General features: G+C 43.7%; 13 protein-coding genes. All 13 read left to right on the top strand.

The genetic code is table 11. The annotated features are described in order from the left end of the window. The 13 genes from dnaA to IGI72_RS00065 all read left to right on the top strand — a co-directional run bounded on the left by dnaA (position 1) and on the right by IGI72_RS00065 (position 15,261). Positions 1-1,338 carry a chromosomal replication initiator protein DnaA gene (gene dnaA, locus IGI72_RS00005; RefSeq protein WP_015508676.1) on the top strand — a complete coding sequence of 446 codons (1,338 nt, stop codon included), beginning with the start codon at positions 1-3 and terminating at the stop codon, positions 1,336-1,338. Positions 1,339-1,497: 159 nt separating this feature from the next. Continuing rightward, positions 1,498-2,628: a DNA polymerase III subunit beta gene (gene dnaN / locus IGI72_RS00010; protein WP_142965172.1), complete on the top strand. Its 1,131-nt coding sequence runs from the start codon at positions 1,498-1,500 to the stop codon at positions 2,626-2,628. A 222-nt stretch (positions 2,629-2,850) separates the two neighbouring features. Then, the gene (gene yaaA / locus IGI72_RS00015; RefSeq protein ID WP_008376781.1) at positions 2,851-3,090 is read left to right on the top strand and encodes a S4 domain-containing protein YaaA; all 240 of its coding nucleotides are present in this window, start codon (positions 2,851-2,853) and stop codon (positions 3,088-3,090) included. Beyond that, complete coding sequence (gene recF, locus IGI72_RS00020) at positions 3,077-4,198, top strand: DNA replication/repair protein RecF (RefSeq protein WP_438752616.1); 1,122 nt, start codon at positions 3,077-3,079, stop codon at positions 4,196-4,198. The genes yaaA and recF overlap by 14 nt, the downstream gene beginning before the upstream one ends. Next, entirely contained in the window at positions 4,195-6,144 is a 1,950-nt protein-coding gene (gyrB, locus tag IGI72_RS00025; protein WP_005226359.1) for a DNA topoisomerase (ATP-hydrolyzing) subunit B, read from the top strand. The genes recF and gyrB overlap by 4 nt, the downstream gene beginning before the upstream one ends. Positions 6,145-6,167: 23 nt before the next feature. Next, the gene (gyrA, locus tag IGI72_RS00030; RefSeq protein ID WP_016608933.1) at positions 6,168-8,693 is read left to right on the top strand and encodes a DNA gyrase subunit A; all 2,526 of its coding nucleotides are present in this window, start codon (positions 6,168-6,170) and stop codon (positions 8,691-8,693) included. Between the two features lie 263 nt (positions 8,694-8,956). After that, complete coding sequence (gene rpsF, locus IGI72_RS00035; RefSeq protein ID WP_005226363.1) at positions 8,957-9,256, top strand: 30S ribosomal protein S6; 300 nt, start codon at positions 8,957-8,959, stop codon at positions 9,254-9,256. Positions 9,257-9,299: 43 nt separating this feature from the next. Beyond that, a complete protein-coding gene (gene ssb, locus IGI72_RS00040; protein WP_005226365.1) occupies positions 9,300-9,824 on the top strand; it encodes a single-stranded DNA-binding protein in 525 nt (174 codons plus the stop codon). Between the two features lie 23 nt (positions 9,825-9,847). Continuing rightward, complete coding sequence (gene rpsR, locus IGI72_RS00045) at positions 9,848-10,084, top strand: 30S ribosomal protein S18 (protein WP_005226367.1); 237 nt, start codon at positions 9,848-9,850, stop codon at positions 10,082-10,084. A gap of 241 nt (positions 10,085-10,325) precedes the next feature. Beyond that, entirely contained in the window at positions 10,326-11,774 is a 1,449-nt protein-coding gene (locus tag IGI72_RS00050) for a DHH family phosphoesterase (RefSeq protein WP_015508681.1), read from the top strand. A 15-nt stretch (positions 11,775-11,789) separates the two neighbouring features. After that, on the top strand, positions 11,790-12,242 hold the full coding sequence (gene rplI / locus IGI72_RS00055) for a 50S ribosomal protein L9 (RefSeq protein ID WP_005226371.1): 453 nt from the start codon (positions 11,790-11,792) through the stop codon (positions 12,240-12,242). A 108-nt stretch (positions 12,243-12,350) separates the two neighbouring features. Next, positions 12,351-13,721, top strand: a complete 1,371-nt coding sequence (gene dnaB, locus IGI72_RS00060) for a replicative DNA helicase (RefSeq protein ID WP_005226374.1) — start codon at positions 12,351-12,353, stop codon at positions 13,719-13,721. A gap of 247 nt (positions 13,722-13,968) precedes the next feature. Continuing rightward, positions 13,969-15,261 carry an adenylosuccinate synthase gene (locus IGI72_RS00065; RefSeq protein ID WP_005232916.1) on the top strand — a complete coding sequence of 431 codons (1,293 nt, stop codon included), beginning with the start codon at positions 13,969-13,971 and terminating at the stop codon, positions 15,259-15,261. The last annotated feature ends 102 nt before the right edge of the window (positions 15,262-15,363 follow it).

The following is a 15,363-nucleotide window of genomic DNA, read 5'->3' on the forward strand; positions in this document are numbered from 1 at the left end:
ATGCCATCTGCTGATTCTATTTGGCAAGATCTTCAACGTTCCTTTAAAGAAGAGCTGAATCCGGCCAGTTATAGTGCTTGGATCGAGACTGCCAATGTCTTGTCGTTTGAAAAAAATCAGCTGCTGATCGAAGTACCCAGCGATCTTCATAAATCTTATTGGGAAAAAAATCTAGCTGCCAAAATTGTTGAAATGGGATTTATGAAAACTGGTGAAGAATTGATTCCTAGTTTTGTGACTGTCGAAGAAGCAGAAGCTTTAAAAACAGCCCCTTCTACTATTCAAACAGCTGCAGAAGAAAACGAGCGGCCGCCGAAATCGATCTTAAATGAAAAATACACATTTGATACCTTTGTCATCGGGAAAGGCAATCAGATGGCCCACGCTGCTGCTTTAGTTGTTGCAGAAGATCCTGGGTCTATTTATAATCCGCTGTTCTTCTATGGTGGCGTTGGTTTAGGGAAAACCCACTTGATGCACGCGATCGGTCATCAAATGTTGCTGAAACGTCCCAATGCCAAAATAAAGTATGTTAGTAGTGAAAATTTCACCAATGATTTCATTACTTCTATTCAAAAGAACAAAATGGAAGATTTTCGAAACGAATACCGCAATGTTGATCTTTTGCTGGTGGATGATATTCAATTCTTAGTCAATAAAGAAGGAACCCAAGAAGAATTCTTTAATACCTTCGAAGAACTGTATCGCAATAATAAACAGATCGTCCTGACAAGTGATCGTTTGCCAAATGAGATCCCGACTTTGCCGGAACGTTTGGTTTCCCGTTTTGCTTGGGGCTTATCCGTTGATATCACCCCGCCGGATCTAGAGACGCGGACTGCGATTTTGCGGAAAAAAGCCGAAGCCGAACGTTTGGAGATCCCCGACGATACCTTAAGTTATATCGCTGGGCAGATCGATTCGAATATCCGAGAACTTGAAGGAGCACTCGTGCGGGTGCAAGCTTTTGCTACGATGCAAAACTCAGACATTACAACGAGCTTGGCAGCTGAAGCCATCAAAGCCTTGAAATCAAGCCATGGCTCGACCCAAGTTTCGATTTTGCAAATCCAAGAAGAAGTCGCAAAATACTATCACATTCATGTCAATGATTTAAAAGGGAAAAAACGGGTCAAAGGCATCGTGGTCCCACGGCAGATCGCGATGTATCTCTCTCGAGAACTGACCGATAGTTCTTTACCAAAAATCGGCGGCGAATTTGGCGGCAAAGACCATACAACGGTCATTCATGCCCATGAAAAAATTCAGCATTTAGTCGAAACAGATCCCACGATCAAAAATGAGATCGCTGAAATCAAACAAATCCTCTTCAGCTGATCTGTGGATAAGAAAAGAAGAACCAAAAAAGTTGTCCACAAGTTATTCACAGGCATTTTCGTTAGTCTAATCACTCTTTTCTCGAGTTATCCACATTACTAACAAGCCTATTACTACTATTACTTTTATTTAATAACTATAAATTAAAGGAGTATCGCTATGAAGCTAACTTTAAACCGAACAGAGTTCATGCAAGAATTACAAACTGTCCAACGGGCGATTTCAACCAAAACCACCATCCCGATCTTAACTGGAGTAAAATTATCCCTTTCCGAAAAAGGATTGACCATGACTGGGAGCAACGCCGATATTTCCATTGAAACCTTTTTAAGTGTGGAAAACGAAAAAGCGCAAATGCAAATTGAAAAAACAGGAGCGATCGTTTTACAAGCACGTTTCTTCAGCGAAATTGTTCGTCGTTTACCTGAAAATACTTTAACGTTAGAAGTTTTAGACAATAATCAAGTAGCGATCACTTCTGGAAAAGCCAACTTTACCGTCAACGGCTTGGATGCCGATAGTTATCCACATTTACCAGTTGTCGAAAGTCAAGATTCGATCGAGATTCCAGCGCACGTATTGAATAAGGTCGTTAGTGAAACAGTCTTTGCGGTTTCGCAACACGAAAGCCGTCCGATCTTGACTGGGGTTCACTTTGTCTTAGAAAATCAAAAATTATTAGCTGTTGCGACGGACTCACACCGTTTGAGCCAACGGGTGATTCCATTGGAAAGCGGAGAAACAGCCTTCAACATCGTGATTCCTGGCAAAAGCTTAACGGAACTTTCTCGTTCCTTAACAGATGAAGAAGAAGCGATCCAAATCAGCATTATGGATAACCAAGTGTTGTTCCAAACGAAAACCATGAAATTCTATTCTCGTTTATTGGAAGGAACTTACCCAGATACCAACCGTCTGATTCCTTCAAGCTTCAATACTGAGATTGAATTTTCTGTCCCAGAATTGTTACAAGCCATCGAACGGGCGTCATTGCTTTCTCATGAAGGCCGTAACAACATCGTTCGTTTGGCGATCTCCGAAGAAGCCGTTGTCTTATATGGAAACTCACCAGAAATCGGGAAAGTCGAAGAAGATCTTTCTTTTGAAAAAGTGACCGGCGACCCATTAGAGATCTCTTTCAATCCTGACTATATGAAAGCAGCACTCCGAGCATTTGGTGACACCAGCATCGTGATCCGCTTTATCTCAGCGATCCGTCCCTTTACATTGGAGCCGACAGAGAGCAAAGGCAGCTTTATCCAGCTGATCACACCGGTGCGGACCAACTAGTTTTTCATGTCTTTTGAAAAAAGTTGAAACAATCATCTGAAAATGAATAAATGAGTTAAAAGGGCTTAAAATCGTTTTTAAGCCCTTTTTTCTATTTTGGCTTCTTTTTTGTCTAAAAGCAGTAAGTCTTCTGAGAATGAAAAATATGCCGATGAATTTGTTTTCTTGGCAAAAAAAGAGTATAATAGAGCTAAACGCTCTTTGATAGAATTGAGGGGAATTATGAAAATGCAAATACCGTTAGAAACGGAATACATGACACTTGGACAAATGCTCAAAGAAGTCAGTGTGATCAGCAGCGGCGGCCAAGCGAAATGGTACCTTGCAGAGCACACCGTTTTTGTCGACGGCGAGCCAGAAAATCGACGAGGGCGCAAATTGTATGCGGGAATGCGTGTTGAGCTACCTGATGAAGGTACTTTTTTTATGGTGAAGAAGGAAGACGCCGATGCGGCTGAATGAGTTGCATTTAAGCAATTATCGGAACTATGATTCGCTGACACTGACTTTTGAGAAAGGTCTGGTCATTTTTTTAGGCGAAAACGCGCAAGGAAAAACCAATATTTTAGAAAGTATCTATGTATTGGCGATGACCAAAAGCCACCGCACCTCCAGCGAGCAAGAGCTTATCCGCTGGGACACAGAAGGGGCGCGGATCTCTGGCAGTGTCAGTCGGGGACGCTCAACGATCCCGTTAGAACTGTTTTTGTCAAAAAAAGGACGAAAAACGAAAGTAAACCACATTGAGCAAAAAAAGCTCAGTAGTTACATAGGGCAGTTGAATGTCATTTTATTTGCTCCAGAAGACCTCTCCCTTGTAAAAGGAAGTCCCCAAGTCCGCCGTAAATTTCTCGATATGGAAATTGGGCAGATCGATCCAATCTATCTTTATGATCTCGTTCAATACCAATCCGTTTTGAAACAGCGCAATCAATACTTAAAACAGCTGAATGAAAAAAAACAGACCGATGAGATCTATTTAGATGTTTTAACGGAACAGCTGGTGGCTTTCGGCAGTAAAATCATTTTAGCCAGACAACGATTTGTTCAGCGCTTGGCGTATTGGGCAAATCAGCTGCACCAAAAGATCAGCCAAGGAAAAGAAACCTTGCAGATCGACTACTTATCGAATGTGCCCGGTGAGGCGAGTACGCTGGAGGAGATCCAACAGCAATTTGTCAAAGCCTTGGCACAAGTCAAAGACCGTGAACGATTTCGGCAAGTCACGTTGGCAGGTCCCCATCGAGACGATCTGGATTTTTTGATCAATGAGAAAAATGTTCAGACCTTTGGTTCGCAAGGACAGCAGCGAACGACCGCCTTAAGTGTTAAATTGGCAGAAATCGATTTGATGAAAGAAGAAACGGGGGAATATCCCGTCCTTTTATTAGATGACGTCATGAGTGAGCTGGATGATTCCCGACAACTGCATTTATTGGAGACCATTGAAGGAAAAGTTCAGACCTTTCTGACAACGACGACATTAGAACATGTGAAAGACAAAATGTCTGTGGAAGCAGAGATTTTTTATGTAGAGCAAGGACATATTAAAGGAGAATTAACTGAATGACAGAAGAAGAAAAAAGCTTAGTTGAACGTGCGAAAGCCTATGATGCCAGTCAGATCCAAGTGTTGGAAGGACTAGAAGCCGTCCGCAAACGACCTGGGATGTACATTGGTTCTACCAGTTCAGAAGGTTTGCACCACTTAGTATGGGAAATCGTCGATAACTCGATCGATGAAGCACTAGCAGGCTTTGCCTCAAGTATTCAAGTGATCATTGAACCAGATAATAGTATTACGGTCGTCGATGACGGTCGGGGGATCCCCGTTGATATCCAAGCCAAGACAGGCCGTCCAGCGGTAGAAACCGTCTTTACGATCCTGCATGCCGGCGGGAAATTCGGCGGTGGCGGCTACAAAGTATCTGGTGGACTGCACGGGGTAGGTTCCTCCGTCGTTAATGCGTTATCCACGACTTTAGACGTAAAAGTCTATAAAGAAGGCAAAGTGTATTATCAAGAATACCATCGTGGGGCAGTCGTTGATGACTTGAAAGTGATCGATGAAACCGACCGCCACGGAACGACCGTCCACTTTGTTCCAGATCCAGAGATCTTTACGGAAACAACCGTATTCAATTTTGATAAATTAGCGACACGGGTTCGGGAATTAGCCTTCTTGAACCGTGGCTTAAAAATCTCGATCGAAGACAAACGGGAAGAAAAACCCGTCTTGAAAGAATATCATTACGACGGCGGGATCAAGAGCTATGTGGAGCATTTGAATGCAAGTAAGACAGTGATTTTCCCAGATCCGATCTACTTAGAAGGAGAACAACAAGGAATCACGGTTGAAGTTTCCATGCAATATACCGATAGCTACCACAGCAACCTGTTGAGTTTTGCCAACAACATCCATACCTATGAAGGCGGAACCCATGAATTTGGCTTTAAGACTGCCTTGACACGGGTGATCAATGATTACGCCCGCAAGTCAAAATTGATGAAAGAAAACGACGAAAACCTGACCGGAGAAGATGTTCGGGAAGGATTGACGGCAGTTATCTCTATCAAGCATCCAGATCCTCAGTTTGAGGGACAAACGAAAACCAAATTAGGAAATTCCGAAGTGCGGACAGTCACTGATCGTCTTTTTTCCGAACATTTCACGAAATTCTTGATGGAAAACCCGAATGTGGGTCGTCAAGTCGTGGAAAAAGGACTTTTGGCATCAAAAGCCCGTCAAGCAGCCAAACGTGCCCGAGAAATGACTCGCCGAAAAGGTGCGTTAGAAATCAGTAACTTACCTGGGAAATTAGCCGACTGTTCCAGTAATGATCCAGAAAAATGCGAACTGTTTATCGTCGAAGGAGATTCTGCCGGCGGTTCAGCAAAACAAGGCCGCAGTCGCGAATTCCAAGCGATCTTACCGATCCGTGGGAAAATTTTAAATGTCGAAAAAGCCAGCATGGACAAAATCTTAGCAAACGAAGAGATCCGTTCGCTGTTTACGGCAATGGGAACTGGGTTTGGTGCTGATTTTGATGTAGCAAAAGCCCGTTACCACAAGCTAGTTATCATGACCGATGCCGATGTCGATGGTGCCCATATCCGGACCCTACTTTTGACACTGTTCTATCGTTATATGCGTCCAATCGTTGAAGCTGGTTATGTCTATATCGCACAACCGCCATTGTACGGTGTCAAACAAGGGAAAAATATCCACTATATCCAACCCGGCAAGAATGCCGAACAAGATTTGAAAAATACGATTGAATCACTGCCTGCGACACCAAAACCAACGGTTCAACGCTACAAAGGTCTAGGGGAAATGGATGACCACCAGTTATGGGAAACCACGATGGACCCTGAAAACCGGATGATGCTGCGGGTCAGCGTAGATGATGCCATAGAAGCCGATCAAATTTTTGAAATGCTGATGGGGGATCGCGTCGAACCAAGACGGGCCTTTATCGAAGAAAACGCGCACTACGTGAAAAATCTTGACATCTAGCCAATCGTAGAGGAGGAAACAGCTTGAGTGAAGAAGCAAAACAAAATATTCATGACGTCAATCTGACCAGTGAAATGCGCGAGTCCTTTATCGATTATGCAATGAGTGTAATTGTTGCTAGGGCTTTACCAGATGTGCGGGATGGCTTAAAGCCGGTTCACCGCCGAATTTTATATGGAATGAATGAATTAGGGGTCACACCAGACAAGCCCCATAAAAAATCAGCCCGGATCGTCGGCGATGTCATGGGGAAATACCATCCCCATGGGGACAGTGCGATCTATGAATCAATGGTGCGGATGGCACAGCCCTTTAGCTATCGCTACATGCTAGTCGATGGCCACGGAAACTTTGGTTCAGTCGATGGTGACGGTGCCGCTGCGATGCGGTATACCGAAGCCCGCATGAGTAAACTGGCGATGGAGATGCTGCGGGACATCAACAAAGATACCGTTGATTTCCAAAGCAACTATGATGATACAGAACGAGAACCAGCGGTATTACCTGCCCGCTTCCCGAACCTTTTGGTCAACGGGACGACTGGGATCGCTGTTGGGATGGCGACCAATATCCCGCCTCATAACTTGAATGAAGTCATTGCAGCTATCGATCTATTGATGGAAAATCCAGAAGTCACAACGAGTGAATTGATGGAAGTCCTACCAGGACCAGACTTCCCAACTGGCGGGATCGTGATGGGAAAATCCGGTATTCGCCGTGCCTATGAAACAGGGAAAGGGTCGATCACTGTTCGCGGAAAAGTCGAAGTGACTGAAATGCCCAACGGCAAAGAACGGATCTTAGTGACTGAATTGCCATATATGGTCAATAAAGCGAAGTTGATCGAACGGATCTCTGAGCTGCACCGTGACAAACGGATTGAAGGAATCACCGATCTGCGGGATGAATCGTCTCGTGAAGGCATGCGGATCGTGATCGACGTTCGTCGCGACGTCAGTGCGTCGGTGATCTTAAATAATCTCTACAAAATGACTGCACTGCAATCTTCTTTTGGCTTTAATATGTTAGCCATTGAAAAAGGCGTGCCGAAGATTTTGAGCTTGAAACGAATTTTAGAAAACTACATCGAGCACCAACAAGAAGTGGTGACTCGTCGGACACAGTTTGATAAAAACAAAGCAGAAGCTCGTGCCCACATCTTGGAAGGATTACGGATCGCATTGGATCATATCGATGAGATCATTGCTTTGATCCGAGCATCAAATTCTGATGATGAAGCAAAAAATAGCATGATGGAGCGCTTCAAATTGTCCGATCGCCAAGCGCAAGCGATTTTAGATATGCGTTTGCGTCGCTTGACTGGTTTGGAACGCGACAAGATCGAAAACGAGTACCAAGGTTTGTTAGAATTTATCGCTGATTTGACAGACATTTTAGCAAATCCACAACGAGTCCTAGAGATCATTCAAACGGAGTTGCAAGAATTAGGCCAACGCTTTGGTGATGATCGCCGGACTGAATTATTGGTTGGGGAAGTCTTAAGTCTTGAAGATGAAGATTTGATCGAAGAAGAAGAAATCGTCATTACCTTGACGAACAATGGGTACATCAAACGAGTAGCTAAGTCTGAATTCCGTGCACAACGCCGCGGCGGACGTGGCGTTCAAGGAATGGGGATCCACGATGAAGACTTCGTGAAGACGTTGGTTTCTTGTTCGACTCATGACACATTACTGTTCTTCACCAATAAAGGGAAAGTTTATAAAGCCAAAGGCTATGAAATTCCTGAGTATGGTCGGGCAGCCAAAGGGATCCCTGTGATCAATCTCCTAGGGATCGATTCTAGCGAACGGATCGAAGCGATCATTTCGGCTTCTGGTGGGCCTCAAGAAGGACGCTACTTGTTCTTCACGACGCGTCTAGGTGTGGTCAAACGGACCTCAGTGACGGCCTTTTCAAATATCCGTGCCAATGGTCTGATTGCGATCGGTCTTCGGGAAAATGATGAGTTGGTCAACGTAATTGAAACCCACGGCGAAGATGTCGTGATCATCGGAACCCACGATGGCTACTCTGTGACCTTCAAAGAAGCGCTTGTGCGGGATATGGGCCGAACAGCTGCTGGTGTGCGAGGCATTCGTCTAAGAGACGGAGACTACGTGGTAGGCGCTGCAGTGATCACAGAAGACAGTGAAGTCTTGGTCATCACTGAGAACGGCTATGGCAAGCGTACCAAAGGCTCTGAATACCCAATCAAAGGTCGGGGCGGAAAAGGGATCAAAACAGCCAACATTACGGCGAAAAACGGTCCATTAGCCGGCTTGACGACGGTCAGCGGTGAGGAAGACATCATGGTGATCACCGATAAAGGCGTCTTGATTCGTTTCAATGTAGCGACTGTTTCCCAAACTGGTCGGGCAACCTTAGGGGTTCGTTTGATGAAGATGGAAAACAATGCCAAAGTAGTGACGATGGCAACGGTTGAACCAGAAGTCGAAGAAGAACTAGCGACTGCTGAAGAAACAGCGGTACAAGACGTACCAGATGTGGAAGAAACAACGGAAGACACCACGGATACACAAGAATAAGCAATACGTTTTCTAGGAAGACAGCAACCTGCGAACCTGCAGCTTGCTGTCTTCCTATTCTTTTTCAAAAAATCGGCAGCAGCTGACGTATTTATCAGTGTAAGCGATTGTTTGCGGTGATGGGTAGATGCAGGGACGCAAAAAAACAGCTTGCAGTAAGGACGAAAAAAGTGTATAATAATTATTTGTGAGTAGTCTAATTAGACCACTCTCTCTGCTCCTAGAAAACTAGGGGCCAAAGTCCACAGGGAGGTGAAAAATCAATGGAAAACACGAAATATGAGATTTTATATATCATTCGTCCAAACATTGATGAAGAAGCAAAAGCCGCATTGATCGCTCGTTTTGACTCAATCTTAACTGATAACGGCGCTGAAGTTATCGAATCAAAAGATTGGCAAAAACGCCGTCTAGCGTATGAAATGGATGGATTCCGTGAGGGTATCTATCACATCGTTAAAGTTTCTTCTTCAACAACTGCAAGTGCAATCAACGAGTTTGACCGTCTTGCGAAAATCAATGATGACATTATCCGTCACATGATTGTCAAAGAAGAAGCATAATATTGTTTCACATGAAACAAAAGCGATGAGGAGATGATGAACTTTGATTAATAATGTTGTACTAGTAGGAAGACTAACCAAAGATCCTGATTTACGTTACACTTCTAATGGCACTGGTGTCGCAACCTTTACCTTGGCGGTAAACCGCAATTTTACCAACCAAAGTGGAGAGCGCGAAGCTGATTTCATCAACTGTGTTATTTGGAGAAAACCAGCGGAAACATTAGCAAACTATGCACGCAAAGGAACTTTATTAGGGGTTACTGGACGTATTCAAACCCGTTCATACGACAACCAACAAGGCCAACGTGTTTATGTAACAGAAGTCGTTGCTGACAACTTCCAATTATTAGAGTCGCGGAATGCTTCCGAGCAAAGACGCACAACTGATAGCGGATCTGGCAGTAACAATACGTATAACTCAAACAGTTCTTCTGGATTTGGTAACAATAACTCAAATCAAACTCAATCCTCTCAACCATCAGGAATGCCTAATTTTGATCGAGACAACTCCGATCCATTCGGAAACTCATCAATCGACATTTCAGACGATGATTTACCATTCTAAGAAATTGATAGGAGGGAAATAGGATGGCACAACAAAGAAGAGGCGGACGCAAACGTCGTAAAGTAGACTACATTGCTGCAAACCATATTGAACATATCGATTATAAAGATATTGAATTACTAAAACGTTTCATTTCAGAACGCGGTAAAATCTTACCACGTCGTGTAACTGGTACTGGTGCGAAAAACCAACGCAAACTTACCATTGCAATCAAACGTGCGCGTATCATGGGATTACTTCCATTCGTAGGCGAAGAATAAATCGAATGATTTTTATTGACAAGTTTCTTTTGAAGCTTGTCAATTTTTTTTATCCATCGAAGAGTAACTTGTTATTTTATATATAGATAGAATAACGAATGATAGAAATTTTTTCCTGGTTGGTTCACCAAAAAAGTTTCACGTGGAACTTTTTTGCATCAATCGCCTATTTGATTGTTTTGTGGTAAAATAAGGAACAAAGCTTCAAAAAAATGGGATGATACATTGAGGGGTAAAAAAGATGGCAGCAATTGGGTTGATTTCAATTGATAATTACGATGATTTGATTGAGAAAAAAGACGACAAACAAGTTTCTTATTTGAACTCGCTGATCACGACATTGATTTCTGATTGGGCAAGTGAGAATCATGTTTTTTACAAACGAATCAATTCCGAGCGGTTTCTTTTCGTCGCGAAGTATTCAGATATTGAGCGGATGAAGGAAGAAAAATTCCAATTTTTGACTAGAGTACGGCAAGTTGCGGAAAAAAATGATCTGCCATTAACGATCAGTATGGGGATCTCCTATGGGGAAGAGTCTTTTGAAGAGATCGGGGAAGTGGCACAAAACAATCTCGACATTGCGTTAGTTCGCGGCGGTGATCAAGTCGTTTTAAAAGAAGCCAAAGAAGAAGCGAAACCGCAATTCTTTGGTGGCAATACAGACGGCACACCCAAGAGAACGCGTGTTCGTTCTCGTGCCATGAGTACGGCGTTGAGAAAGATTTTTGCTGAAAACCAGCGGATCTTTATCATGGGTCATCGTTACCCGGACATGGATGCCTTAGGTTCGGCTTTTGGGGTGGCTTACATGGCGATGATGAGCGATAAAGAATGCTACATCATTTTAAATCCAAAAGAGATCACCGCAGACATTCAACGGGCATTGGAAGAATTGAAAAAATACCCCGAGCTGGAACGATTTGTGATCACTGGGGAAGAAGCAGTTAATTTATCAAATGAAGAAAGTGTGCTAGTGATGGTAGATTACCATAAGCCGTCGATGTCGATCTCGCAAGCGGTCTATGATGAATTTGACAAAATCGCAGTGATCGATCACCATCGTCGCGGGGATGAGTTTCCCGATAAGCCACTATTGACGTATATTGAATCTTCCGCGTCTTCGGCATCGGAACTGGTAGCAGAATTGATCCAGTATCGTGCTTCTCGCAGATCGCAAGTCCCGAAATTTATTACGACTTCTTTATTAGCGGGCATCTACGTGGATACGAAGAACTTCACGGTGCGAACCACTGGTCGGACCTTTGATATTGCTGGTTATTTGAAAAACCAAGGCGCAGATACGTCATTGGTTCAATACATGTTGAGTACGGATCTCGATTCCTATTTGATGATCAGTGAACTGGTTTCTCGCAGCCAGCATTTCCGAGAAGATATCGTGATTGCTGCAGCGGATGAAGATCGGGTGTACGATAGTGTCACCGTTGCGAAAGCGGCCGATACTCTGCTATCGATCAACGGGATCCATGCCGCATTTGTCATTACGAAACAACCAGGAGATTTGATCGGTATCAGTGCTAGAAGCACTGGTAAAGTCAATGTACAAACCTTGATGGAGGCATTAGGCGGCGGCGGACATTTTACCAACGCAGCCACGCAAATAAAGAACAGCAGCATTGGTGATGTAGAAAACCAGCTGCGAGCGGAATTAACGAAAAATGAACAATAACAAGGAGTGACCAAGATGAAAGTTATTTTCTTACAAGATGTCAAAGGCAAAGGCAAAAAAGGCGATATCAAGGAAGTCCCTAATGGCTACGCACAAAACTTTCTGATCAAAAACAACTTAGCCAAACCTGCCAACAATGAAAGCATGGCAGAATTAAAAGGCAAACAAAAAGCCAAAGAAAAACAAGACGCAGAAGTCTTAGCAGAAGCGAAAGAGTTAAAAGCACTTCTTGAAAAAGAAGAAACCGTTGTGAAGATCAATGCCAAAGCAGGGGAAGATGGCCGCTTGTTCGGTTCGATCCCATCAAAACAAATCGCAGATGCCTTGAACAAGCAATACAAAATCAAGATCGACAAACGAAAAATCGAATTGGATCAGCCGATCCGTGCATTAGGCTTTACACAAGTACCTGTAAAATTGCACCCACAAGTAACAGCAACGATCAATGTTCATACCATCCAAGAATAAGCATTACTCCCAACAGTCACATGTTGGGGTTTTTTTCGGCAAACGTCCAAGCAATCTTGTACTTTGGATGGGAATCTTGTAGAATGAATGGACGAAGGAGCGAATGGCATGAATGAAGTTTGGCAAAATCAAGTTCCCCCACAAGATATTGAAGCGGAACAAGCGGTCCTAGGGGCAGTCTTTTTAGATGCCGATGCGATCATCGATGCAATGGAAGTAATCGCCCCAGAAGATTTTTATCGCCGCAGCCATCAAATAATTTTTCAAGCAATGATCCAGTTGAACGACCGTAGTGAATCGATCGACTTGATTACGTTGAAAGCAGAAATTGAAAAAAGCAACAGTCTTGAAGATGTTGGCGGCCTGACGTATCTGACTGAATTGAGTCAAGCTTCACCATCAGCAGCAAGTATTGCTTATTATGCGAAGATCGTTGACGACAAAGCCACGTTACGCAATCTGATCCAAACAGCGAGCCGCATCGTAACCAAAGGCTTTGAACAAGATGAAGATGTGCAGTCGATCATTGATCAAGCAGAAAAAAGTATTTTAGAAGTATCCGAAAAGCGCAATAGCAATGGCTTCCAATCGATAGCGGAAGTCTTGAATCGGACGATCGAAACGATCGATCAGTTGGCGCAAAACAATGAAGAAATCACCGGATTACCTACGGGTTATGCGGCTTTAGACAAAATGACGGCGGGGCTGCAAAAAGAAGAGCTGATTATTCTCGCTGCCCGCCCCGCGGTAGGGAAAACCGCGTTTGCCTTGAATATCGCGCAAAATGTCGGAACGAAAACCGATCGTTCCGTAGCGATCTTTAGTCTGGAAATGGGGGCTGAATCATTGGTCAATCGGATGCTGTGTGCGGAAGGCTCGATTGAGGCCAGTCACTTGCGGACGGGGCAGCTCTCAGAAGAAGAGTGGCGGAATTTGATCGTTGCCATGGGCAGTCTTTCTAACGCCAATATCTATATCGATGATACCCCTGGGATCAAGATCTCTGAGATTCGGGCACGTTGTCGGAAACTGGCGCAAGAAAAAGGCAATCTCGGCTTGATTTTGATCGACTACTTGCAGCTGATTGAAGGAACGGGTCGCGAAAACCGCCAACAAGAAGTCTCTGAGATCTCTCGCCAATTAAAGAAACTGGCGAAGGAATTAAAAGTGCCAGTGATCGCACTTTCTCAGCTTTCTCGGGGTGTGGAACAACGACAAGACAAGCGTCCTGTTTTAAGTGATATCCGAGAATCAGGATCGATCGAGCAGGATGCCGATATCGTTGCTTTCTTGTACCGAGATGACTACTACCGCAGCGAAGGCGACGATGACGATGAACCAGAAGAACAACAAAACAACAATGTGATCGAAGTCATTATCGAGAAAAACCGGAGTGGTGCCCGAGGGACCGTCGAACTTCTATTTATCAAAGAATACAATAAGTTCTCCTCGGTCTCGCCGCGAGAAGAGTTCGGGTAAGACACCAACGATGTGAGCAACCAAGGCTCCTGCTGCCGTCTGCATTGCGCTGATGGCAGCAGGGCTTTTTTTATGTGTCGACTTTATTCGTTTTTACGTGTATAAATAATTAATGAGAAGAAAATAGTTCGTTTTTTACCCCTGAAAAATGAGAATTTAAAACGATTATTCGATTTTAGATTGAAAGAGCTTGCGAATCTTGTTACAATACTTAAGGAATGCACTAATTAAAGAAAGAGGTCATTATATGTCATCTGTAGTAGTAGTAGGTACACAATGGGGCGATGAAGGTAAAGGAAAGATTACGGACTTTTTGAGTGAAAACGCGGAAGTCATTGCACGTTATCAAGGTGGAGACAATGCCGGCCATACGATTAAATTTGACGGTGTGACCTATAAACTGCATTTGATTCCTTCTGGGATCTTTTATGCAGATAAAATCAGTGTCATTGGAAACGGGGTCGTTGTGAACCCGAAATCATTAGTTAAAGAATTAGCATACTTAAAAGAAAACAATATAATAACAGAAAACTTAAAGATTTCTGATCGTGCACATGTTATTTTACCTTACCATATCCATTTGGATCAGCTGCAAGAAGATGCCAAAGGTGACAACAAGATCGGTACCACGATCAAAGGGATCGGACCAGCCTATATGGATAAAGCTGCCAGAGTCGGCATTCGGATCGCTGATCTTTTAGACAAAGAAATTTTTGAAGAACGTCTGCGTATCAACTTAGAAGAAAAAAATCGTCAATTCGTGAAAATGTTTGACGCAGAGCCAATCGCTTTTGAAGACATTTTTGAAGAGTATTACGAATATGGCCAACAAATCAAAAAATATGTGACGGATACTTCGGTGATCCTTAACGATGCCTTAGATGAAGGCAAACGGGTTTTATTTGAAGGGGCACAAGGCGTGATGCTGGATATCGACCAAGGAACCTATCCTTTCGTGACATCATCCAACCCCGTTGCTGGGGGAGTCACTATTGGTAGTGGTGTGGGTCCTTCAAAAATCAACAAAGTCGTTGGTGTCTGCAAAGCTTACACCTCTCGGGTAGGAGATGGTCCTTTCCCAACGGAACTGTTTGATGAAACAGGTGAACAAATTCGTAAGATCGGTCGTGAATACGGAACAACGACAGGACGTCCTCGCCGTGTGGGCTGGTTTGATACCGTCGTGATGCGCCATTCAAAACGGGTCTCAGGGATTACAAACCTATCCCTTAACTCGATCGATGTTTTGAGCGGTTTAGAAACCGTGAAGATCTGTACCGCTTATGAACTAGATGGTGAATTGATCTATCATTACCCAGCAAGCTTGAAAGAGTTGAACCGCTGCAAACCAGTCTACGAAGAACTTCCTGGCTGGTCTGAAGACATTACTGGCTGCAAAACATTAGCAGATCTGCCAGAAAATGCACGCAATTACGTTCACCGCATCTCTGAATTAGTCGGTGTCCGCATTTCGACCTTCTCGGTAGGACCAGACCGCAGCCAAACCAACATTTTAGAAAGTGTTTGGGCGCAAATCTAATCTGACGCAAAAGCTTCAGAACAAGACGAAGAACTCCTGTGTCAAAAGCAGTCAACGATAAGTTTGGCTGCTTTTGATGAGAATTTCTTCTGTCTTGTTCTT

Origin of the sequence: Enterococcus sp. DIV1059_2 (genome assembly GCF_051713685.1) — a bacterium.
In the GTDB taxonomy this organism is placed as follows: Bacteria; Bacillota; Bacilli; order Lactobacillales; family Enterococcaceae; genus Enterococcus_D; species Enterococcus_D casseliflavus.